This window comes from Arthrobacter sp. StoSoilB22, assembly GCF_019977315.1.
GTDB lineage: Bacteria > Actinomycetota > Actinomycetes > Actinomycetales > Micrococcaceae > Arthrobacter.
This window is the reverse complement of record NZ_AP024652.1, coordinates 3,314,400-3,335,707: the sequence shown is the minus strand read 5'-3', so window position 1 is coordinate 3,335,707 and position 21,308 is coordinate 3,314,400. Positions and strand designations below refer to the sequence as shown.

General features: G+C 63.0%; 17 protein-coding genes. 11 read left to right on the top strand and 6 right to left on the bottom strand.

Going from position 1 to position 21,308, the window contains the following annotated elements:
* Positions 1-46 precede the first annotated feature (46 nt).
* The 3 genes from cobA to LDN70_RS15545 all read left to right on the top strand — a co-directional run bounded on the left by cobA (position 47) and on the right by LDN70_RS15545 (position 4,266).
* Positions 47-1,324, top strand: coding sequence for a uroporphyrinogen-III C-methyltransferase (cobA, locus tag LDN70_RS15555; protein ID WP_142938266.1), 1,278 nt, complete (start codon positions 47-49; stop codon positions 1,322-1,324).
* A gap of 20 nt (positions 1,325-1,344) precedes the next feature.
* The gene (locus LDN70_RS15550) at positions 1,345-2,811 is read left to right on the top strand and encodes an FAD-dependent oxidoreductase (protein WP_166839803.1); all 1,467 of its coding nucleotides are present in this window, start codon (positions 1,345-1,347) and stop codon (positions 2,809-2,811) included.
* Between the two features lie 90 nt (positions 2,812-2,901).
* Positions 2,902-4,266 carry an MBL fold metallo-hydrolase gene (locus LDN70_RS15545; RefSeq protein WP_223940698.1) on the top strand — a complete coding sequence of 455 codons (1,365 nt, stop codon included), beginning with the start codon at positions 2,902-2,904 and terminating at the stop codon, positions 4,264-4,266.
* 97 nt (positions 4,267-4,363) lie between these two features.
* On the opposite strand, the gene LDN70_RS15540 is transcribed toward LDN70_RS15545, so the two are convergent.
* From LDN70_RS15540 to LDN70_RS15525, 4 genes are all read right to left on the bottom strand, one after another.
* A complete protein-coding gene (locus LDN70_RS15540) occupies positions 4,364-4,741 on the bottom strand; it encodes a nuclear transport factor 2-like protein (protein WP_142938269.1) in 378 nt (125 codons plus the stop codon).
* Between the two features lie 103 nt (positions 4,742-4,844).
* Positions 4,845-5,525 (bottom strand): FadR/GntR family transcriptional regulator, encoded by a 681-nt coding sequence (locus LDN70_RS15535; protein ID WP_223940697.1) that lies wholly within the window; start codon positions 5,523-5,525, stop codon positions 4,845-4,847.
* Positions 5,522-6,808 carry an MFS transporter gene (locus LDN70_RS15530; RefSeq protein WP_223940696.1) on the bottom strand — a complete coding sequence of 429 codons (1,287 nt, stop codon included), beginning with the start codon at positions 6,806-6,808 and terminating at the stop codon, positions 5,522-5,524. Before LDN70_RS15530 ends, LDN70_RS15535 begins: the two co-directional genes overlap by 4 nt.
* 75 nt (positions 6,809-6,883) lie before the next feature.
* Positions 6,884-8,326 carry a PucR family transcriptional regulator gene (locus tag LDN70_RS15525; protein ID WP_223940695.1) on the bottom strand — a complete coding sequence of 481 codons (1,443 nt, stop codon included), beginning with the start codon at positions 8,324-8,326 and terminating at the stop codon, positions 6,884-6,886.
* A 144-nt stretch (positions 8,327-8,470) separates the two neighbouring features.
* Here LDN70_RS15525 and LDN70_RS15520 point away from each other — a divergent pair, with 144 nt between their 5' ends.
* Together LDN70_RS15520 and gabT are read left to right on the top strand one after the other, a co-directional pair.
* The gene (locus tag LDN70_RS15520) at positions 8,471-9,901 is read left to right on the top strand and encodes a gamma-aminobutyraldehyde dehydrogenase (protein ID WP_142938273.1); all 1,431 of its coding nucleotides are present in this window, start codon (positions 8,471-8,473) and stop codon (positions 9,899-9,901) included.
* 59 nt (positions 9,902-9,960) lie between these two features.
* Positions 9,961-11,316, top strand: a complete 1,356-nt coding sequence (gene gabT / locus LDN70_RS15515) for a 4-aminobutyrate--2-oxoglutarate transaminase (RefSeq protein ID WP_166839810.1) — start codon at positions 9,961-9,963, stop codon at positions 11,314-11,316.
* A 142-nt stretch (positions 11,317-11,458) separates the two neighbouring features.
* Here gabT and rarD read toward each other — a convergent pair whose 3' ends face one another.
* Complete coding sequence (gene rarD / locus LDN70_RS15510; protein WP_223940694.1) at positions 11,459-12,547, bottom strand: EamA family transporter RarD; 1,089 nt, start codon at positions 12,545-12,547, stop codon at positions 11,459-11,461.
* An 85-nt stretch (positions 12,548-12,632) separates the two neighbouring features.
* Here rarD and LDN70_RS15505 point away from each other — a divergent pair, with 85 nt between their 5' ends.
* The 6 genes from LDN70_RS15505 (at position 12,633) to LDN70_RS15480 (ending at position 20,474) form a co-directional block, all read left to right on the top strand.
* Positions 12,633-14,105: an FAD-dependent oxidoreductase gene (locus LDN70_RS15505; protein ID WP_464093342.1), complete on the top strand. Its 1,473-nt coding sequence runs from the start codon at positions 12,633-12,635 to the stop codon at positions 14,103-14,105.
* 150 nt (positions 14,106-14,255) lie between these two features.
* Positions 14,256-15,599 (top strand): GAF domain-containing protein, encoded by a 1,344-nt coding sequence (locus LDN70_RS15500; RefSeq protein WP_223940692.1) that lies wholly within the window; start codon positions 14,256-14,258, stop codon positions 15,597-15,599.
* A gap of 96 nt (positions 15,600-15,695) precedes the next feature.
* Positions 15,696-17,219: an acetaldehyde dehydrogenase ExaC gene (gene exaC, locus LDN70_RS15495; RefSeq protein ID WP_223940691.1), complete on the top strand. Its 1,524-nt coding sequence runs from the start codon at positions 15,696-15,698 to the stop codon at positions 17,217-17,219.
* A 95-nt stretch (positions 17,220-17,314) separates the two neighbouring features.
* Entirely contained in the window at positions 17,315-18,337 is a 1,023-nt protein-coding gene (gene adhP / locus LDN70_RS15490) for an alcohol dehydrogenase AdhP (RefSeq protein ID WP_187697113.1), read from the top strand.
* Positions 18,337-18,753, top strand: a complete 417-nt coding sequence (locus tag LDN70_RS15485; RefSeq protein ID WP_223940690.1) for a DUF779 domain-containing protein — start codon at positions 18,337-18,339, stop codon at positions 18,751-18,753. Before adhP ends, LDN70_RS15485 begins: the two co-directional genes overlap by 1 nt.
* Before the next feature lie 167 nt (positions 18,754-18,920).
* Positions 18,921-20,474, top strand: coding sequence for an amino acid permease (locus LDN70_RS15480; protein ID WP_223940689.1), 1,554 nt, complete (start codon positions 18,921-18,923; stop codon positions 20,472-20,474).
* 183 nt (positions 20,475-20,657) lie between these two features.
* Here LDN70_RS15480 and LDN70_RS15475 read toward each other — a convergent pair whose 3' ends face one another.
* Complete coding sequence (locus LDN70_RS15475; protein WP_223940688.1) at positions 20,658-21,293, bottom strand: DUF2461 domain-containing protein; 636 nt, start codon at positions 21,291-21,293, stop codon at positions 20,658-20,660.
* Positions 21,294-21,308: the final 15 nt, after the last annotated feature.

Genomic DNA, 21,308 nt, shown 5'->3' with positions numbered 1-21,308 from the left:
TTCCGAGCCTTTGAAGCATGTTACGGAGCCGCCCTACAGTTTTTTCATGGCAATACAGGACATTTACCCCACCGCCCTGCGGCTGCTCGGCCGCCCGGTGCTGGTGGTTGGCGGCGGCCCCGTTGCGCAGCGTCGCGCCAAGGGACTGCTCGACGCCGGTGCTGAAGTCACCGTGGTCGCACCCGTTGCCACCGAAACACTTCGCGGTCAGGCGGCATCCGGGCTCCTCACCTGGGAGCCGCGGGAGTACCGCACCTCGGACCTCGACGGCGTCTGGTTCGTCCAGACCGCTACTGGCACAGCCGCTGTGGACACCCAGGTAGCGGCCGACGCCGAGGCTCAGCGCGTCTGGTGCGTCAACGCCTCTGATCACGAAGCATCCGCTGCGTGGACGCCGGCCGTTGCCGTGGTGGACGACGTCAAGATCGCCATCAATGCCGGGGGAGACCCTCGCCGCGCCATGGCCCTTCGCAACGCTGTTGCCACCGCACTGGAAACGGGTGATCTTCCGCTCCGCCGGCACCGTAAGCTGGACGCCGCCGGCAAGGCACCCCTTGGCTCTGTGGCTTTGGTGGGTGGCGGCCCCGGCGACTCGGGACTCATCACCGTCCGCGGCCGACGCCTGCTGGGCCAGGCCGACGTCGTAGTGGCGGACCGTCTTGGCCCCCGTGAGCTGCTGAAAGAACTCGCTCCGGATGTCCGCGTGATCGAGGTAGGCAAGACGCCCGGCCACCACCCGGTGCCGCAGCTGGAGATCAACCGCATCCTGGTGGAGGAAGCCCTCAAGGGCAACCGCGTGGTCCGCCTCAAAGGCGGCGACCCCTACGTCCTGGGGCGCGGAGGCGAGGAAGCAGAATTCTGCCGGCAGAACGGCGTCGAGGTTGAAGTAGTGTCCGGCGTGACGTCGGCAATCTCGGTTCCGGCCGCCGCCGGTATCCCGGTGACGCACCGTGGCCTGGCCAAAGGCTTCAGCGTGGTGACCGGCCACGAAGAGCTGTCCGAAGTCCCCGCACGCCCCGATCACACTGTGGTTTTGCTCATGGGAGTGGCGCAATTGCGTGATTCCGCGGCTGCGCTGGCAGGCTCGGGTCTGCCTTTGGACACGCCAGTAGGTATCGTAGAGAACGGGTATTTGCCGGATCAGCGCGTCACCATCGGCACTCTGGGCACCATTGCGGACCAGGCGGAAGCCGTCGGCGTGGCCAACCCGGCGGTCATTGTGATCGGCGATGTGGTCCGTGTCAGCCCCTTTGCCCCGCAACATTTCAAGACCGCTGACTACAGCACTATTACCCCCAACCGTCCCCGCGTCCGCAGTAACTGAGAAGAAGAAGGAACACAGCCGTGTCAATTAGCACCCCCGTAGGTTCTGCGGACCGTCCGCTTCGCGTCGCCGTCATCGGCTCCGGCCCGGCCGGCGTGTACGCAGCGGACATCCTGACCAAGAGCGAGGCCGTCAAGAGCGGCGAACTCACGGTCAGCATCGACCTCTTCGATCGCTACCCGGCACCGTACGGCCTGATCCGCTACGGCGTCGCACCGGACCACCCCCGCATCAAGGGCATCGTCAACGCCTTGCACAAGGTTCTGGACCGCGGCGACATCCGCTTCTTCGGCAACGTGGACTACGGCACGGACATCTCCATTGAGGACCTCCGCAAGCACTACGACGCCATCATCTTCGCCACCGGCGCCATCAAGGACGCGGACCTGAACATCCCGGGCATCGAACTTGAGGGTTCCTTCGGTGGCGCGGACTTCGTTTCCTGGTTCGATGGACACCCGGACGTTCCCCGCGAATGGCCGCTGGAGGCCACCGAAATCGCTGTCCTCGGCAACGGCAACGTGGCCCTGGACGTAGCGCGTGTTCTTTCCAAGCACGCTGATGACCTGCTGGTCACCGAAATCCCGGACAACGTCTACGCCGGCCTGAAGGCCTCACCCGTTACGGACGTGCACGTCTTCGGTCGCCGCGGCCCGGCACAGGTGAAGTTCACCCCGCTGGAACTCCGCGAACTCTCGCACTCCAAGGACGTGGACATCATCCTCTACGCCGAGGACTTCGAATTCGACGAAGAGTCCGACCGCCAGGTCCAGACGAACAACCAGATCAAGACCATGGTTGGCACGCTCACCAACTGGATCGCCGAGCAGCCCGAGGACCTCTCCGAGCTGAAGGCTTCCCGCCGCCTGCACCTTCACTTCCTGCACAGCCCGGTGGAGATCGTTGACTCCGCCGAGACTCCGGGCAAGGTTGCGGGCATCAAGTTCGAGCGCACCGAACTGGACGGCACGGGCAACGCCCGCGGCACCGGCGAGTTCATCGACTACCCGGTCCAGGCCGTGTACCGCGCAATCGGCTACTTCGGTTCGGCCCTGCCGGACGTCGAGTTCGACCACAAGAAGGGCGTCATCACCAACGACGGCGGCCGCGTCCTGGACGCCGACGGCCAGCACGTCCCGGGCCTCTACGCCACGGGCTGGATCAAGCGTGGTCCCGTAGGCCTGATCGGCCACACCAAGGGCGACGCCCTGGAAACCGTCACGTACCTGCTGGAAGACCGCGAGAACCTGCCGGTTGCCGAGGTTCCCGCAGCTGATGCAGTGGTTGATCTCCTGGACTCCCGCGGCGTGAAGTTCACCAGCTGGGAAGGCTGGCTGGCACTGGACGCCCACGAGCTCGCCCTCGGCGCCGCAGCAACCGAGGCCGGCACCTCCCACGGTGTTGAGGTCAAGCGCGAGCGCATCAAGGTTGTTCCGCGCGAGGACATGGTCAACATCTCCCGCGATGGCGTCGCCGCACAGGTCTAGTCGTTCCATGCAGGGCGGGGTCACTCATTTCGGGTGGCCCCGCTTCTGTTAAAACCCCCGAGGTTTTGGGCCTCAGCGGTACCCTGAATCATGGATGTCGTCGTCATCGAAACTCCTCCGTTGGGCGACCGCAGCTACCTTGTGCACGACGGCGATGTGGCTCTGGTAGTTGATCCCCAACGAGACATTGACCGGGTGGAAGCCGCTGCGAGGGACGCGGGCGTCCGTATTACGCACGTTGCCGAAACCCACCTCCATAACGACTACGTCACCGGCGGGTTGGTGCTGGCCGAAAAACACGGGGCTGCCTATCTCGTGAACGCCGAGGACCACGTCACGTTCACCCGTGTCCCCGTTTCCGATGGCCAGGTCCTCCGCGTCGGCCGCCTTGTAGTCACCGTGGTGGCGACCCCCGGGCACACCCATACCCACCTGTCATATGTGGTGCGGGATGAAGCGCACGACGGCGGCCCGGCGGCTGTGTTTTCCGGCGGCAGCTTGCTCTACGGCTCGGTGGGGCGGACGGACCTGGTCTCGTCCCATGACACCGCGACGCTGGCACACCATCAGTATTCATCGGTCCGTCGATTGGTGTCCTCGGCTCATCCAGACGCTCCGCTCTACCCGACCCACGGCTTCGGATCCTTCTGCTCGACCGGGCCTGCCAGCCGCCAGGAATCGTCAACCATTGGCGAGCAAGCTCTCTCCAACCACGCACTGACGGACCCTGATGAGGACCACTTCGTTGCAGAGTTGCTGGAGAATCTCACGGCGTACCCCGCGTATTACGCCCACATGAGCCCTCTCAACGCCGCCGGTCCGGGCGCAGCGGACCTGTCCGTGCCGGATTCCGTGGAAGCCGGTGAGCTGGGCCGGCGGTTGAGGGCCGGGGAGTGGGTGGTGGATTTGCGGCACCGCGTAGCCTTCGCGGACAGCCATCTCCAGGGCAGCGTGTGTTTTGAGTACGGCCGCGGAGAGAATTTCACCAGCTACCTCGGCTGGGTGATCCCGTGGAACCAGCCCCTCACACTATTGGGACCTTTCGACGAGGTTGAGAAGGCGATCCGCGACCTGGCGAGAATCGGCATCGATAGTCCGGATGCCGCCGTCGGGCCCCACCCTGGTGAGTGGGCGCCGGGGTACCCGCAGGCAAGCTACCCGCACGGGGACTGGACGTTGCTGTTGAGGGAGCGGAACCCTGAGGACGTGGTCCTGGATGTTCGCCGTCCGGATGAGTTCGGGACCTCGCACGTGGCGGGTGCGCTGAACATCCCCGTTTACGAGCTCCTGGGGAGGATCACGGAGGTACCGGATGCCCGGATCTGGGTGCACTGCGCCACTGGATACCGGGCGGGTGTTGCCGCGAGCCTGCTGGACCGGGCCGGGCGCGACGTGGTGCTGGTCAATGCGAGGTTCAGGGACGCGGCCGGGGCGGGGATCGAGGTGGCAACCTGATGCGTTGCGGTCCTGTCCTGACTGGGGCCAGGCTATTCCAAGCCATCAAGGCGGCGCAGCGCACCGATCCGGTGCAGAGGTACCAGCAGGGTACGCCTTATGGCGTTGCCTCATAGGTCCGGATTTTTGTGATCGCTGCGGTCTTTGCGGTGTTCGCGAAACGAAGCACATGGCAGAAGTTCACCACCTGACCGTCTTTGAACAGCGTCACGCCGTCAATGCTTGCTTCCCTGCCGTGGGTGATGACCGAGAGAACACGTAGCTCGACGGCCGGGCTCCTCGGCTCGGCATTGGCAAGAATTGCAGGTAGGCCCCGGGATGCTGCCTTTCCCAGAACGTCCCACTCGGCATCGGGAGAGAGCAGCGATTCCAGTTCTGTTGAATCAGCGCCTGCGAGAGCTACGGCTAAGCGGCGGGCAACCTCATGCCGAGGCGCGTTACCGCAGTTGGGTTCGGTGTGAACGCGGATGACCATACGACCAGTTTGGACTTTTCCTGAGGGCACGTGTCAACCGGACACGCCCTGAGTCGTTCCTCAGCATCACCTTCATCGTCTTCGTCGCCTTCATCGCCGAAAGTTACCGAGGCGCTGAGTCCGAGCAGTAATCCAGATTCCGGTACACGCTCTGCACGGCGGCATCGGGATCGTGCGCTTCGAGGGCATCAACCAATTCGTCGTGGCCTTCGCGGGGGATGCCGTTGAAGCCACCCTTGCGTTGTTGGCGCAGCAGATCGTTGTGGAAGACACCGCCAAAGGAAGCGTAGAGCTGGTGCAGTAGCGGATTGCCGGAGGCCAGGGCTACGCGTTCGTGGAATTCCCAGTCGGCGCTGGCCCAGATGGGGTAGTCCCCGGCCTGCCAGGCATCGTGCCGCAAGGCAAGGAGGCGCCGCATCTCGGCCAGGTCCTCGGTGGTGGCATGCTTGGTAGCCAGACGGGCTGCTTGGGTGTCCAGGCCCAGGCGGACTTCCACGATATGTTCCTGGGTGTGCTCCAGGTACATGCGCTGGGCTGCGCCGGACATCTCGCTGTTGGCCCTGACGTAGGTGCCATCGCCGCGGCGGACTTCCAACATGCCGGAGTGGGCCAGCGCCTTGATGGCTTCGCGGAGGGTGCCGCGCGAAACGCCCAGTGTGGACATGAGCTCGGGCTCGGCAGGAATTCGCTCCTGGAGCGGCCATTCACCGGACTTGATCATGTCCCGCAGCTTGGCGGTGATCTCCTCGGCAAGGGCCGGGCGATGCGAAGGCGTAAGGGTCATGCTGTCCTCGGTCCGGTTTTGGTGGCAGTGCGCTTACTGGTGAGCATGTGGCAAGTAACCATGAGCGCCACGGCAACCACCGACAGCAGGCTCAGGGGCAACACCCAGCCGCCCGTGGCGCTGTGGAGGAGTCCCATGCCGAAGGGACCAATTGCCGCAATCAAGTATCCCAGCGATTGGGCGATGGTGGAGAGCGCGGTGGTTTCCGCCGTCGAGCGTCCGCTGCGGCTGATGATCACCAGAACCAGCGGGAAAATGCCCAAGCCGAATCCGAACAGAACAGCAGGGACAACGGCCAATGACGTTGGCAGCCAGAGCATGGCGGCAATGGCCACCAGCGTGGAGCTACTGGCGAGATACAGTGCGGGGCGCAGCATTCCCGGCCGGGAGCCGAAGGCTAACAGGATCATGCCGGCGGCAACGGACACCAGCTGCATCACGCCAAACTGCAGGCCGCTTTCGGAGGCGCTAAGGCCTTGCGACGTGAGGATGTACGCGAACCAGCTCATTACGGCGTAGGCAAGGAACGCCTGGAAGGTGAAGATCGAGGTGATCAGGATGCCCAAGCGGGTGCGCAGGAGAGGCCACATGGAGACCCTTGGGCGATCAGTTTTGGTGGTGTTCCGGTGAGTGTGCAGGACTACCGGCAGGAATCCAAGCAGGGCCGCGACGCCCAGCAAGCCCCAGGCAGCCAGGCCCATCGACGGGGAACCGAGCTCCTGGGCCAAGGGAACGCTGACGACTGCGGCGAAGGTGGCGCCGCCGGACATGGTGAAGGTATAGAGGCCTGTCATCATGGAGGTGCGCTCGGAGTAGTGCTCGCGGATGAAGGACGGCATGGCCACGTTGCACACGGCCAGGCCGGACATCGCCAGGACGGTGCCTCCGAGGAGTGCACCTGTTACCGGAACGCCGCGGACCAGCAGACCGCCAGTCAGCAGTGCCAGCGCAATTGCGATGGCTTTCTCCACACCCACCCGACGCGTGAGCCATGACGTTCCCATGCCCGCAACCGCAAAGCACAACAGCGGGATGGACGGCAGGATGGAGGCCACCAACGCGCCATAGCCCAGTACCTGTTGCAGATCGTGGAACAACGCCGCGGCACTGGTGATGCCTGCCCGAAGGTTCAGGCCGATGAGCACCACGGCAATAATGCCGACGACGGCGACGACGCGCGTCTTGGGAGCCGAAGGGTTCGCAAGGACTGCGGGGGCAACCTGGGCGTTGCTCACAGTGGGGATGTTTCCAGTGCTGGGGGTAAGAGGAGTCGTCGCGGCCATATCTAAAGGTTAGACGTTTGACGTCTAATGTCTAGAGTTTTGTGGCGAACCTCTCCACGCTCACTACAGAGGGGACTACCGCGGGTTGCGCGAACCCAGGCGCTGGACGGCCAGAGCCAACCACAGTTGCACGCGGTCCTGCGTCTGGGAGGGGTCGTAGCCAGTCAGCTCCGTGATTTGGGCCAGACGGTAGCGCACCGTGTTGCGGTGCAGCGTCAGGGCCTCGGCCACGGCAGCCACTGATCCGTTGTGGTTCAGATAGCTTTCCAGAGTGGCCACCAGTTCGGCGCCGTGGGCGGCGTCGAATTTCCGCAGCGGGGTGAGGGACTCACTGGCCATATCAGCCAGCGGAACATCCTCGCTGGCGAGCAACAGCGACGTCAGGCTCAGCCGTTCGGGTTCGTTGACCGGCAAGCCGTGCGCCACGGCGTCGCGCGCTTCAAAGTAGCTCCAGCGCAGGCCGTTTGGCTTCGTGTAGGCACCGCCGATGCCGATCACGGCGTGGATTCCGGCCTCCTGCAAATGATCACTGAGGCTTTTGGCCAAAGCGGTGGCCGAGCTGCCGTCGTCGTTGATGACCGTGACCAGGTCCTTCCCGACGACGGCGCTCACGCCGGCTTCCAGCGCCTGGGGCAGGGAAATGCTGACCAGCTGCTTGTGGTGTGCTGTGGACTCCGCCACGAGCACCACGTTCTTCCTGGTGCTGTTGATGCCCACTCCAGCCAGGCGCCGGGCGGCCTCGATGCTCTCCAGGGTGCCGTGGATAACGTCGTCCAGCACTTGCCCGGCCATGGCGCGCTGGGACTGGCGCTGCTTGACCATGTTGTTGAGCTCAACGCTGATGAGGTTCTGCGCGTAGCTGACTATCCCGGAGTCCACAAAAGGCTGCCTAAGCCACAGCGTGCAGGCATCCCTGCGGCCGGTGGGAATCGGATATGAAGCCCAGCCGTCCGCCGTCGGGGCCGGTTTCCCAGCCATGCTGTTGTAAAGCTGCGCGCTGAACTGGGTGAGCACTACGTCGGTGCGGAGCATGCTGCCCAATTGTTTGAGGAGCTCGTTCAGGCCGCCGCCGGTGAGGAGCGAGCGTGCCAGGATCTGGTGCCCGGCAAGGAGTCGCTCCAAGTTGGAGTAGTGGTCAGCCGAATGCGATTCCGCCACCAGTTTGCCGATGGCTATGAAGGGGGTCTCGTAGGGGACTTCCACCAGCGGTAAACCCCAGCGGTTGGCTTCGGCGATGAGTGCTTCCGGAACGGACTCGTGGGTGAGGCCGATGCCGAAGCCGATCCCCACCGCGCCGGCGCGCTGGGCCTGACGAACGAACCGCCGCTGGTCCGCGGCGCTCTTGAGGCGGAGCCCGGTGGTAAGGACCAATTCGCCGCCGCTGAGGAAGCGCTGGGGATCTTCCAGTTCTGTCACGGCAACCCAGCTGATGTCCTGGTTCCAGGTAGTTTCGGCAAGGCCGGCCTGGCGGAGTTTCAGGGAGGGGACAGCGACGAGCGAAGCGAGGGACATTGCCATGCTTTAAAGCGTAACCCGGCACTGGTCAAGCGCACTAAGCGGAGGGTTCTTGTGTGTGCAGCTGGCTATTCCTTGGTCCACCTCCCTGGCATAGGCTCTGATCAGCTAAACCCATGCCCAGACTCCGAAAGAGGGTTGCACACCGTGGTTCAAACCTTGCAGAACTTCATCAACGGCGAATTCGTTACGCCGGCAGGTACGGGTCTTCTGGACATCGTGAACCCCGCCACCGGGGACATCGTTGCCAAGTCGCCGATTTCAGTGCAGGAAGACGTGGACGCCGCCATGACTGCGGCCAACCAGGCCTTCAAGTCCTGGAAGAAGGCCACCCCGGGCCAGCGCCAGCTGATGCTCCTCAAGCTCGCCGACGCCGTGGAGGCCAACAGCGACGAACTGGTCGAAGCCCAGCACCGCAACACCGGCCAGGTCCGCTCCCTGATCGCCTCAGAGGAAGTTGCCGCCGGCGCAGACCAGCTCCGCTTCTTCGCCGGTGCTGCCCGCATCATGGAAGGCAAGTCCGCGGGCGAGTACTTCGAGGGCCACACCTCCTACGTACGCCGCGAACCGATCGGCGTGGTAGCCCAGGTTGCTCCGTGGAACTACCCGTTCCTCATGGCTATCTGGAAGATCGGCCCCGCGCTGGCCGCAGGCAACACCGTGGTCCTGAAGCCCTCGGACACCACTCCTGAGTCCACCCTCGTATTGGCACGTCTCGCCGGGGAGATCTTCCCGGCCGGTGTCCTCAACGTTGTCCTCGGCACCGGCGAAACCGGCGCCATGATGGTTGACCACAAGGTCCCCGGGCTGGTTTCCATCACCGGCTCCGTCCGCGCAGGCATCGCCGTGGCAAGCGGCGCAGCCAAGGGCCTCAAGCGTGCCCACCTGGAACTTGGCGGCAAGGCTCCGGCCATTGTGTTCAAGGACGCAGACATCAAGAAGAGCGCCGCGGCCATCGCCGAGTTCGCTTTCTTCAACGCCGGCCAGGACTGCACGGCCATCACCCGCGTTCTGGTGGAAGACTCCGTTCACGACGACGTCGTGGCAGCCATGGTCGAACACACCAAGACCTTGCACACCGGTTCGCAGAACGACGAAGACAACTACTTCGGCCCGCTCAACAACGTGAACCACTTCAACGCGGTCACGTCCGTGGTGGAGAACCTGCCGGCCAACTGCAAGATCGAGACCGGCGGCCACCGGGCAGGGGAGAAGGGCTTCTTCTTCGAACCCACCATCATCTCCGGCGCCAAGCAGACCGATGACATTGTGCAGAAGGAGACCTTCGGCCCGGTCATCACTGTCCAAAAGTTCAGCTCGGAAGAAGAAGCGCTGGAGCTGGCCAACGACGTCGAATACGCCCTGGCGTCCAGCGTCTGGACCACCGACCACGGCACGGCCATGCGCATGAGCCGCGACCTTGACTTCGGTGCAGTCTGGATCAACACCCACATCCTCCTGACGGCAGAGATGCCGCACGGTGGCTTCAAGCAGTCCGGCTACGGCAAGGACCTCTCCATGTACGGCGTTGAGGACTACACGCGCATCAAGCACGTCATGTCCGCACTCGATGCATAACCCGGCTGCATAGCGCAGCCGCGTAACCCGTACGAATTTCCCAGAAAGGCAACCACCCCATGACCACCACCGCGAACGAGCTCTCGTACCGCATCGAGCAGAAGCGCAACATCAACGGCACCTTCCCCGGCCCCAAGTCGCAGGCACTTGCCGAGCGTCGCGCCGCCGTCGTTGCTGCCGGAGTTGCGTCCGGCGTCCCTGTCTACGTTGAAGACGCCGACGGCGGAATCATCCGCGACGTCGACGGCAACTCCTTCATTGACCTCGGCTCAGGCATCGCCGTGACCAGCGTCGGCGCGTCCGATCCCGCCGTCGTCGCCGCTGTCCAGGAAGCTGCCACGCACTTCACCCACACCTGCTTCATGGTGACCCCGTACGAGGGCTACGTTGCAGTTGCCGAGCAGCTCAACCGCCTCACCCCGGGCGACCACGCCAAGCGCACCGTGCTGTTCAACTCCGGCGCTGAAGCCGTCGAAAACGCCGTCAAGGTTGCCCGCCTGGCCACCGGCCGCGACGCGGTCGTAGCCTTCGACCACGCCTACCACGGCCGCACCAACCTGACCATGGCACTGACTGCCAAGGCCATGCCGTACAAGACCAACTTCGGCCCGTTCGCGCCCGAGGTCTACCGCATGCCCATGAGCTACCCGTTCCGTGAAGAGAACCCGGAAATCACCGGTGCCGAGGCTGCCAAGCGTGCCATCACCATGATCGAGAAGCAGATCGGTGGCGACCAGGTTGCCGCGATCATCATCGAACCCATCCAGGGCGAAGGTGGCTTCATTGTTCCGGCCGAAGGCTTCCTCCCGGCACTGTCCGCATGGGCCAAGGAAAAGGGCATCGTCTTCATCGCTGACGAGGTCCAGTCCGGCTTCTGCCGCACGGGCGAGTGGTTCGCCGTTGACCACGAAGGTGTTGTCCCGGACATCATCACCATGGCCAAGGGCATCGCCGGCGGCCTTCCGCTCTCGGCCATCACCGGCCGCGCCGACCTCCTCGACGCCGTTCACCCCGGCGGCCTCGGCGGCACCTACGGTGGCAACCCGGTTGCCTGCGCCGCAGCACTCGCAGCCATCGACACCATGGAGCAGCACGACCTCAACGGCCGCGCCCGCCACATCGAAGAGCTCGCCCTGGGCAAGCTCCGCGAACTGGCTGACGAAGTTTCCGTGGTTGGCGACATCCGTGGCCGTGGCGCCATGCTGGCCATCGAACTGGTTCAGGCCGGATCCAAGGAACCCAACGCCGAGCTCACCAAGGCTGTTGCGGCTGCTTGCCTCAAAGAAGGCGTCGTGATCCTGACTTGCGGTACCTACGGCAACGTCATCCGCCTGCTCCCGCCGCTGGTCATCAGCGACGAACTGCTGATTGACGGCCTGGAGGTTCTCGCGAACGCCATCAAGGCTCACGCGTAAGTTTTACCCACAAGCAGGGCCGGATCCTTCGTGGATCCGGCCCTGCTTTTTGGTTTCCGCTGAGTTCGCGGGAATGTGCCGAGTTCGCCGGTCTTATCCCGCGGTCTCGCACCTTTCCCGCGGACTCGACGGCGGCTCCGGGCTACGCGGCGGCCGTTGCCTCGCGTCGGGCCTGCTTTTTCATGACGGAGTTCTTGCGCGTGGTCCGGAGCATGTCCACTGTCAGCAGGACCAGCGCCAACCACACCACGCAGAAACCGATCCAGCGGGCCGTGGTCATGGTTTCGTGGAACACCGTCAGCGCCACAATGAACTGAAGGACCGGGGCAAAGTACTGCAGCAGCCCGATGGTGGTCATGGGCAGGCGGCGTGCGGAGGCACCGAAGAAGAGCAGCGGCACGGCGGTGATCACGCCCGAGGCCACCAGCAACCAGAAGTGGCCGGCGCCTTGGGTGGTGAGCGTTGCAGCGCCCGTCACGCCCAGGACAACCATGGTGATACCGGCGAGGGGAGCCAACACCACGGTCTCGACGCTAAGGCTGGTGAGGGCGTCAACCTTGGGTCCTACGCGCTTCTTGACGAAGCCGTAGAGGCCAAAGCTGAACGCGAGGATCAAGGCGATCCAGGGAAGCTGCCCGTAGGAGAACGTCAGCACCCCAACGGCTACGAACCCGATGCCCACAGCTGCCCACTGCAGGGGACGCAGCTTCTCCTTCAGGACGAAAACGCCGAGCAACACCGAAACCAACGGGTTGATGAAATAGCCCAGAGACGTCTCAACGGCGTGCCCGGTGGTGACACCAAAGGTATATGTAAGCCAGTTGATGGCAATCAGCACAGCAGCCAAGGCTAACGGGCCGAACACAGTGCGGTCCTTAACCGCAGCGCCGAAAACCCGCCAGGCCCGGGTGATGGTGATGAGCAGGGCACAGAAGATCAAGGACCACACGATCCGGTTGGCGACGATCTCGATGGCGCTGGCCGGCATCAGGACAAAGAAGTACAGCGGAAGCAGGCCCCACAGGCCGTAAGCGCCGATGCCGAACAGGATTCCCGCGGTCGACTCGCTCCTCATGGGCTTGCCGCCCGCTTTACCGGAACCGCCGGTACCACCAACGCCGCCGCCGACGGTCGCCGTCGTTGGCTGGTTTGAAGAGGGTGGGTTGGCAGCTATCTGATCCGGAGTCGACACAATGACGCCAACGCCACCTCCCCCCGCAATATTCCGCAATCTTTACTAATTTCTGTGACTCCTGCCATATAGACGGCCCGGTGTGGGGTGGACATCTAGAATTGGAATCTGCGCGCCCCACACAATGGCGTGGCTCACTGCTTCGGAAGGGCTAACGGTGTCCAACTCAGCCGCAACAACCCCCAATCGTCCGCTTCGCGTCGCGATCGTCGGCGCGGGACCCGCAGGTGTGTACGCCGCGGACATCCTGACCAAATCCAATGAGGTCAAGGACGGGCAGGTGGAGGTCAGCATTGATCTCTTCGAGGCATATCCGGCGCCCTACGGGCTGATCCGCTACGGGGTGGCCCCGGACCACCCCCGGATCAAGGGCATCGTCAACGCACTGCACAAGGTCCTGGACCGCGGCGACATCCGTTTCCTGGGTAACGTGACCTACGGCAAGGACCTCACGCTCCACGATTTCCGTGCTTTCTACGACGCCGTGATTTTCTCCACCGGTGCCATCAAGGACGCAGACCTGAACATCCCGGGCGTCGGTATGGAGGGTTCTTTCGGGGGCGCTGACTTCGTGTCCTGGTACGACGGACACCCGGACGTTCCCCGCGACTGGCCGCTTGATGCCAAGGAGATCGCCGTGATCGGCAATGGCAACGTGGCTTTGGATGTGGCCCGGATGCTGGTCAAGCACCCTGAGGAACTCCTGGTCACGGAGATCCCGGACAATGTCTACGCCGGGCTGAAAAAGTCGCCGGTGACCGACGTCCATGTGTTCGGCCGCCGCGGTCCGGCCCAGGTGAAGTTCACGCCGTTGGAGCTTCGCGAGTTGTCCCACTGCAAGGACGTGGACATAGTCCTGTACCCGGAGGACTTCGAATTTGATGAGGCCTCCGATGAAGCGATCAAGACCAACAACCAAATCAAGACCATGGTCAACACCATGACCAACTGGCTGGTGGAGGAGCACGCAGAATCGGAGCAGCCTTCCTCCCGCCGCCTGCACTTGCACTTCCTGCACAGTCCCGTGGAGATACTCGACTCACCTGAGACGCCCGGCAAGGTCTCCGGGATCAAGTTCGAACGCATGCAGTTGGATGGCGCGGGTAACGTCAAGGGAACCGGGGAGTTCATTCAATACCCTGTCCAATCGGTCTACCGGGCAATCGGCTACCACGGTTCGCCGTTGGAAGAGCTGGAGTACGACGCCCGCCGCGGCGTCATACCGAACGACGGCGGTCGCGTCCTGGATTCCGATGGCAACCCGGTGCCGGGGATCTACGCCACTGGCTGGATCAAGCGCGGACCGGTGGGGCTGATCGGACACACCAAGGGTGATGCTTTGGAGACTATCGGCTTCCTCCTGGAGGACAGGCTCAATCTGCCCCCGGCGGAAAACCCGGACCCGCAAGCGATCATCGACCTCCTTGAAGAACGCGGGGTGGAGTACACCACGTGGGAGGGCTGGAACAGGCTGGATGCCCACGAGGCCGCCCTGGGTGCTGCGTGGACCGGCAGTGACGGAGATGGCAATGGCGTAGTCCGTGAGCGCATCAAGGTTGTTCCCCGCGAGGAAATGATCCGGATCTCCCGCGGCTGACGAGGGAGTTTTTGTACAGCTGATGCCCTCATTCGACCACTTTGGGGGCCTTAGCTGTACAAAAACTCCAGCCCTGGAACTAGACTGCTGGGTACTGTCCCGCCCACCACACGTGCAGCGCACTGTTGTTGCGGACTATCAGGGAGTTCGATGAGGAATCCAGTCCATCCGCCGGTTCCCGGCAGCGATGCCGCGGAGCTGCTGCAGAAGCGTGCCTTGGTTGGCCATGAGCGCTTGGATTCTTTGCGTCTTGGGGTGCCTGAGGACATGGCCGGGTTGCGGCGCTTGGTCCGTGAATCCTGGCAGCGTTCGGCAAACCTGCAGGCCAATCCGGACGTCCCCGAGGCGCCCCTCGCGATGGACCAGGATGAGCTGGAGGAGTACCGCCGGCAGCATCCCTTGGCCACCATCATGCCCGTCATCAAGAAGCTTCTGGTTCAGCCCAGCCATGACAGTGGCCTGCTGGTGGCGGTGGGTGACGACGTCGGCCGGCTTCTGTGGGTGGATGGTGATCCGGTGATGCAGCGCCGCGCTGAGGGCATGATGTTCGTGGCCGGTGCTGACTGGTCCGAGGCCTCCGTGGGCACCAGCGCACCCGGCACCGCACTTGCTTTGGACCGCAGTATCCAGATTTCGGGCGCGGAGCACTTCAAGCGCTCCGTTCATCCGTGGAGTTGCACTGCTGTTCCCTTCCACGATCCCGATTCGGGTGCTGTGCTGGGCGTTGTGGATATCACGGGCACTGAGACTGCCGTGGCGGCGCACACCCTTTCCCTGGTGGAGGCGACAGTTGCTGCCGCTCAGGCCCAGTTGCGGATCGAGCGTCTTCAGCTTGCCGCAGCGGTCAAGGACAAACCTCGACGCCGGAGCGCGGCTGCCGCCTCTAGCCACGCGCTGTACCGGAACAGCCTGCAGCTGTTGGGCCGTGACCAGGCCTTGCTCAGCATCGATGGGCGGACGGTTTCCCTCTCTGCCCGGCACAGCGAAATCCTGGCCATCCTCAGCAGCCAGCCCGCCGGACTCAGTGCTGAAGACCTCTGCACGCAGCTGTATCCGGGGGATGGCTCTGCGGTGACCCTTCGCGCGGAGATGGTGCGGCTTCGCAAGGTCATCCAAGAGCTCAGCCCGGACGCGGTCCCCGGGTCCCGTCCTTACCGTCTGCCGGTTGAGCTCTTGCCCGATTCCGGCCAGGTGCTTAGCTGCCTTCAGCGCGGCGCCCACCGCATCGCCTTGGAAATCTACAAAGGTGCGCTCTTGCCACGTTCGGAGGCGCCCGGCGTCGTGCAGTTGCGCGAGCGGGTTTCGCACCTGCTGCGCGAAGCGCTGCTCAGCGACGGCAGCGTTGATTCGCTCCTCAAGTACGCTGAGCTGCCCGAGGCGAAGTACGACGTCGACCTCCGCCTAGCCGTGTTGAAGCTGCTGCCGCCGCGCTCACCCAAGCGTGCCGCCGTCGTTGCTGATCTGGAGCGGATCGAAACGGAACTGACACCGTGAGCTGAATCACAGGGTTGCAACGTAGCTGCAACCCCCCGGCTCTTAGGCTCGAATCAATGGCGACAGCCACCGTGATTCGCAGCAAAGGAGCTAGCAATGACTGTTTACGCACAGCCGGGTGCCGAGGGTTCGAAGGTCACCTTCAAGGACCGCTACGAAAACTGGATCGGCGGCGAATGGGTTGCCCCGGTCAAGGGCGCCTACTTTGAGAACATCACCCCTGTCACGGGCAAGGCCTTCTGCGAAGTTGCCCGCGGCACCTCCGAGGACATCGAGCTGGCGTTGGACGCCGCCCACAAGGTTGCACCGTCCTGGGGCAAGACCTCCGCCACCGAGCGCGCAGCCATCCTGAACAAGATTGCCGATCGCATTGACGAGAACGTGGAGCTCCTCGCGGTCGCGGAAACGTGGGACAACGGCAAGCCCGTCCGCGAAACCCTGAACGCTGACATCCCGTTGGCGGCGGACCACTTCCGCTACTTCGCCTCCGCCGTGCGTGCGCAGGAAGGCCACCTTTCACAGCTGGATGAGGACACCACCGCATACCACTTCAAGGAGCCGCTGGGCGTTGTTGGCCAGATCATCCCGTGGAACTTCCCCATCCTCATGGCAGTCTGGAAGCTGGCGCCGGCGCTGGCAGCGGGCAACGCCGTGGTGCTCAAGCCAGCTGAGCAGACGCCCACGTCCATCCTGGTTCTCATGGAACTCATCGGTGATCTCCTCCCGGCCGGTGTGGTGAACGTGGTGAACGGTTTCGGCGTTGAAGCCGGCAAGCCGCTCGCCTCCAGCTCGCGGATCCGTAAGATCGCCTTCACCGGCGAGACCACCACGGGCCGGCTGATCAGCCAGTACGCCTCCAACAACCTCATCCCGGTCACCCTGGAACTGGGCGGCAAGAGCCCTAACATCTTCTTCGACGACGTCGCTGACCAGAACGATGCTTTCTACGACAAAGCCCAGGAAGGCTTCACGCTTTTTGCCTTCAACCAAGGCGAAGTCTGCACCTGCCCCTCACGGGCACTGGTCCAGGAGGGCATCTACGACTCGTTCATGACGGACGTCGTGGCCCGGACCAACAAGATCATCCAGGGCAACCCGTTGGACACCGAGACCCAGGTTGGAGCCCAAGCATCCAATGACCAGCTGGAGAAGATCCTGTCCTACATCGATATCGGAAAGCAGGAGGGTGCCAAGCTGCTCACCGGAGGCGCCCGGGCGGAGCTGTCAGGCGACCTGGCCGGCGGCTACTACGTCCAGCCCACCATTTTCGAAGGCCATAACCGGATGCGGATCTTCCAGGAGGAGATCTTCGGCCCGGTAGTGTCCGTCACCAAGTTCAGCGACTACAACGACGCAATCGGCATCGCCAACGACACCCTCTACGGACTGGGCGCCGGTGTCTGGTCGCGCAACGGAAACGTGGCCTACCGCGCAGGCCGGGAAATCCAGGCCGGCCGTGTGTGGGTCAACAACTACCACGCCTACCCGGCAGGTGCCGCTTTCGGCGGCTACAAGTCCTCAGGTATTGGCCGTGAGAACCACGCCATGATGCTGGACCACTACCAGCAGACCAAGAACCTCCTGGTCAGCTACAACGAGAACAAGCTGGGCTTCTTCTAAGAGTTTTTGTACAGCAGATGCCCTTATTGAGCGTTCTTAGGGGCATCAGCTGTACAAAAACTTCCACTATTCGTATAGATCAAAGGAGATCGTCAATGACTACAACCATGCGAGCTGCAGTAGTTACGGAATTCGGAACCGACCTTACGGTCAAGGATGTTGAACGCCCGACGCCGGGGCCAGGCCAGGCGCTGGTCCGTCTCATAACGTCGGGGGTATGTCATACCGACCTGCACGCCGCCGAAGGCGACTGGCCGGTCAAGCCGACGCCACCGTTTATCCCAGGCCATGAAGGTGTGGGAGAAGTAGTGGCCCTCGGGGAAGGCGTCACGGATGTCGCCGTGGGCGACCTCGTAGGGAATGCCTGGTTGTGGTCTGCCTGCGGGGACTGCCAGTACTGCCGGACCGGCTGGGAAACCCTGTGCGAGTCCCAGCAGAACGGCGGCTACAGCGTGGACGGCTCGTTCGGGGAGTACATGCTGGTGGATACACGCTTTGCGGCGCGGATTCCCGAGGGCTCGGACCCCGTTGAAGTTGCTCCGGTGCTGTGTGCTGGAGTCACTGTGTACAAGGGCCTGAAGATGACAGAGACCAGGCCCGGCCAGTGGGTCACCATCTCCGGCATCGGCGGTCTGGGACACATCGCCGTGCAGTACGCGGTGGCCATGGGCCTGCGGGTAGCCGCGGTGGACATTGCCGATGACAAGCTGGCTCTGGCACGTGAGCACGGCGCCGAACTGACGGTCAATGCCTTGCACGAGGATCCGGCGGAAGTCATCCAGCGCGAAACAGGCGGCTGCCACGGTGTCTTGGTGACCGCAGTCCACCCCTCTGCATTCGGCCAGGCGATCGGCATGGCACGGCGTGGTGGAACCATCGTCTTCAACGGCTTGCCTCCGGGAGACTTCCCTGCCCCGATCTTCGAGATCGTCCTCAAGGGACTGACCGTCCGGGGCTCCATTGTGGGCACGCGGCAGGACCTTGAAGAAGCATTGGAGTTCTATGCCCAGGGAAAGATCAAGCCGACGGTATCAACCAGGGAACTCTCCGAGGTCAACGCTGTGTTTGACGAGATGAAGCACGCCAAGATCGACGGCCGAGTGGTCCTGAAGTTCTGATGAACAACATCAGCGTGGAAGCCGCGGTGACGCTACCCGGGGAAAATTTCTCCCGGGTGGCGCTCACCGCGGTGTCCGTGGACCTGCTCCGCAGGCTCTGGAAGCAGCACGGGCCGCTCATGTTCCATCAGTCCGGTGGCTGCTGCGATGGATCCGCCCCTATGTGCTTTCCGGCGGGGGAGTTCGTGACAGGCGATTCCGACGTTCTCCTCGGCAGGTTCGATATCGGCACCGGAGGAGAGCCGCAGCCGCTCGAGTTTTGGATGTCCAAGGAACAGTTCAATTACTGGTCCCACACCCACCTGACCGTGGATGTCGTCAACGGCCGAGGCAGTGGTTTCTCGGTTGAGTCACCCGAGGGCAAGCGATTCCTGATTCGTTCCACCCTCATGGACTGGGATGTGCCTAGCATCTAGGGCCAGATAGCTGGTGTGACGGGGGTTACCGGACCTCCGTCACATCAGTCCCACCGGCCTCGCCTTTCACAAGCCGTCTCACTATCTGGGATAAATATGGTCGTCCATTGGCCGGACACTATTCTTGATGAGTCCTATACCACTCCCATCCAGAATGTGGCATTTTTATGAACATTTTCAGGACCAAGTCGATCGAGCAGTCGATCGCCGATGCCGATGAGCCCGGGCGTAAGCTGAAGCGCAGCCTCAGTACCTGGGACCTGATGATCATGGGCGTCGCCGTTGCTGTCGGCGCCGGTATCTTCTCCGTCGGTGCCAAGGCTGCTGCAAACTTTGCCGGCCCGGCCGTCACCATCTCGTTTGCCATTGCCGCTGTCACGTGTGCTTTGGCCATCATGTGCTACGCCGAGTTCGCCACGGCGATCCCCGTTGCAGGCTCCGCCTACGTCTTCACTTATGCCACCATGGGCGAGGTCCTGGCTTGGATCATCGGCTGGAACCTCATCCTTGAACTCTTCACCGCCGCTGCCGTGATCGCCAAGTACTGGGGCATCTACCTCAGTACGGTCTTCGGCCTGATGGGCGTGGAGATGCCGCCGTCATTCCAAGTGGCTGGTGTTGACCTCTACTGGGGTGCCTTCCTGATTGTTGCGATCTTCACGGTCCTGCTGGTGCTGGGGACAAAGTTGTCCGCCCGTGTTGGCAACATCTTCACCCTGATCAAGATCGCCGTGGTGCTCTTCGTGATCGTTGTTGGCTTCAGCTACGTGAAGTTCTCCAACTACACGCCGTTCATTCCTGCCTCGGAGCCCACCGAATCCGGCGCCGCTGACGTCATGAAGCAGTCCTTCTTCGGCTTCCTCACCGGCGCTGCTCCCGCCCAATATGGAACCCTCGGCGTCTTCGCCGGTGCAGCCCTGGTGTTCTTTGCCTTCATCGGCTTTGACGTGGTGGCAACCTCTGCGGAGGAAGTCAAGAACCCGCAGAAGACCCTTCCCCGCGGCATTTTCGGTGGCCTCGCAGTGGTCACGCTTCTCTACATTTTGGTCTCCCTGGCGCTGACGGGAATGGTTTCCTACACGCAATTGGCCGAGGTGAAGAACCCCACCCTGACCACGGCTTTTGAGGCCGTGGGTAACACTGATGCTGCCAAGATCATCGCGTTTGGCTCCCTGGTGGGCCTGACCACCGTGATTATGGTGCTGCTCATGGGCCTGTCCCGTGTGGTCCTTGCTATGAGCCGCGACGGACTCCTGCCGCGTTCTCTTTCCAAGACCAGCGACAAACGCTCCACGCCGGCCCGCCTGCAGATCATCTGTGGCGCAGCAGTGGCCATTGTGGCTGGCGTAACCAAGGTGGACTTGCTGGAGGAAATGATCAACATCGGGACGCTCTCTGCGTTCGTGATGGTGAGCCTGGGCATCCTGGTGCTCCGCAAGAAGCGCCCGGACCTGAAGCCTGCCTTCCGTGTCCCGTTCGGCAAGGTCCTGCCCTGGGTCTCCGCAGTACTCTGCTTCTACCTCATGACCAACCTCGCCGTTGAAACCTGGATCTTCTTCGCCATCTGGCTGGTCATCGGCATGGGCATCTACTTCGCTTACGGCCAGCGCCACTCGCGGCTGAACGAGAAGTTCGCTGTAGCCAAGGCCTCTGTCAACAACAGCCCGGAAGGCCGCCAGGGCAAGGGCGACGAGGACGAGGATACCTTCACCAAGGTATAGACCAATGTGAGCAGCTTGTCAGACAGCTGCCTGATACAGCTGTACCAGTCGTCTAAATAGCTCTCTAGGCGCCCGGGAACCATCGGTTTACGAACCATCGGTTTCCGGGCGCTTTTGCGTGGCGGCGGCAGCAGCGCCGGCATCGGTTCGCGCCGGCATCGGTTCGCGCCCGCCTCGCCTCGGCTACGGCGCTGCATGCTCACCCACCCATTCAACCAGCGGCCTCAGCACTTCCCACCGGGCAGCAATCTCTTGACAGGCTGCGGACGTGGACACCCACTCCGGTTGGCCCACCTCTACGCCCGCTGACAAGGACTTGTGCTTGAGAAGCTCGGCCCGTGGATGGTCCTTATCGAAACCTCGCGGAACGGTCTTGAGTCTCTCACCTTCAATGGCGAAACCTGCCGCCGCCACCGCATCCACAATCTTCTGGAGCTCCAACCCGCTCTCAGGGGCGTCCACTGCAGCCCGGAAACGTGCCAGTTGCGCCGGAGTGTGGGAGTGGTAGCCGCCGCCGATCAGCAGGCCGTCGGCGCTGATCTGCAGATAGAAGCCCACGCCCTCCTGCCCGGCAGCAAAAGCCCCTTGAGCTGTCTTGTACGGGGACTTGTCCTGGGAAAACCTGACGTCCCTGTTCGGCCGAAAGATCTTTGCCGGCCCGAACTCCGGCTCCAGCTCCGAAAGGAGCGATACCAGCGGTTGCTTCACCTCGGCGTCGTACGTTGTTTTGTGTTCCAGCCACCACTCACGGTTGTTGTTCTCTTCAAGCTCGGCGTAGAAACGGAATGCGGCGGTAGGGATGCCTTCAAATGTGGTCATAGAAGGATCCTAGGG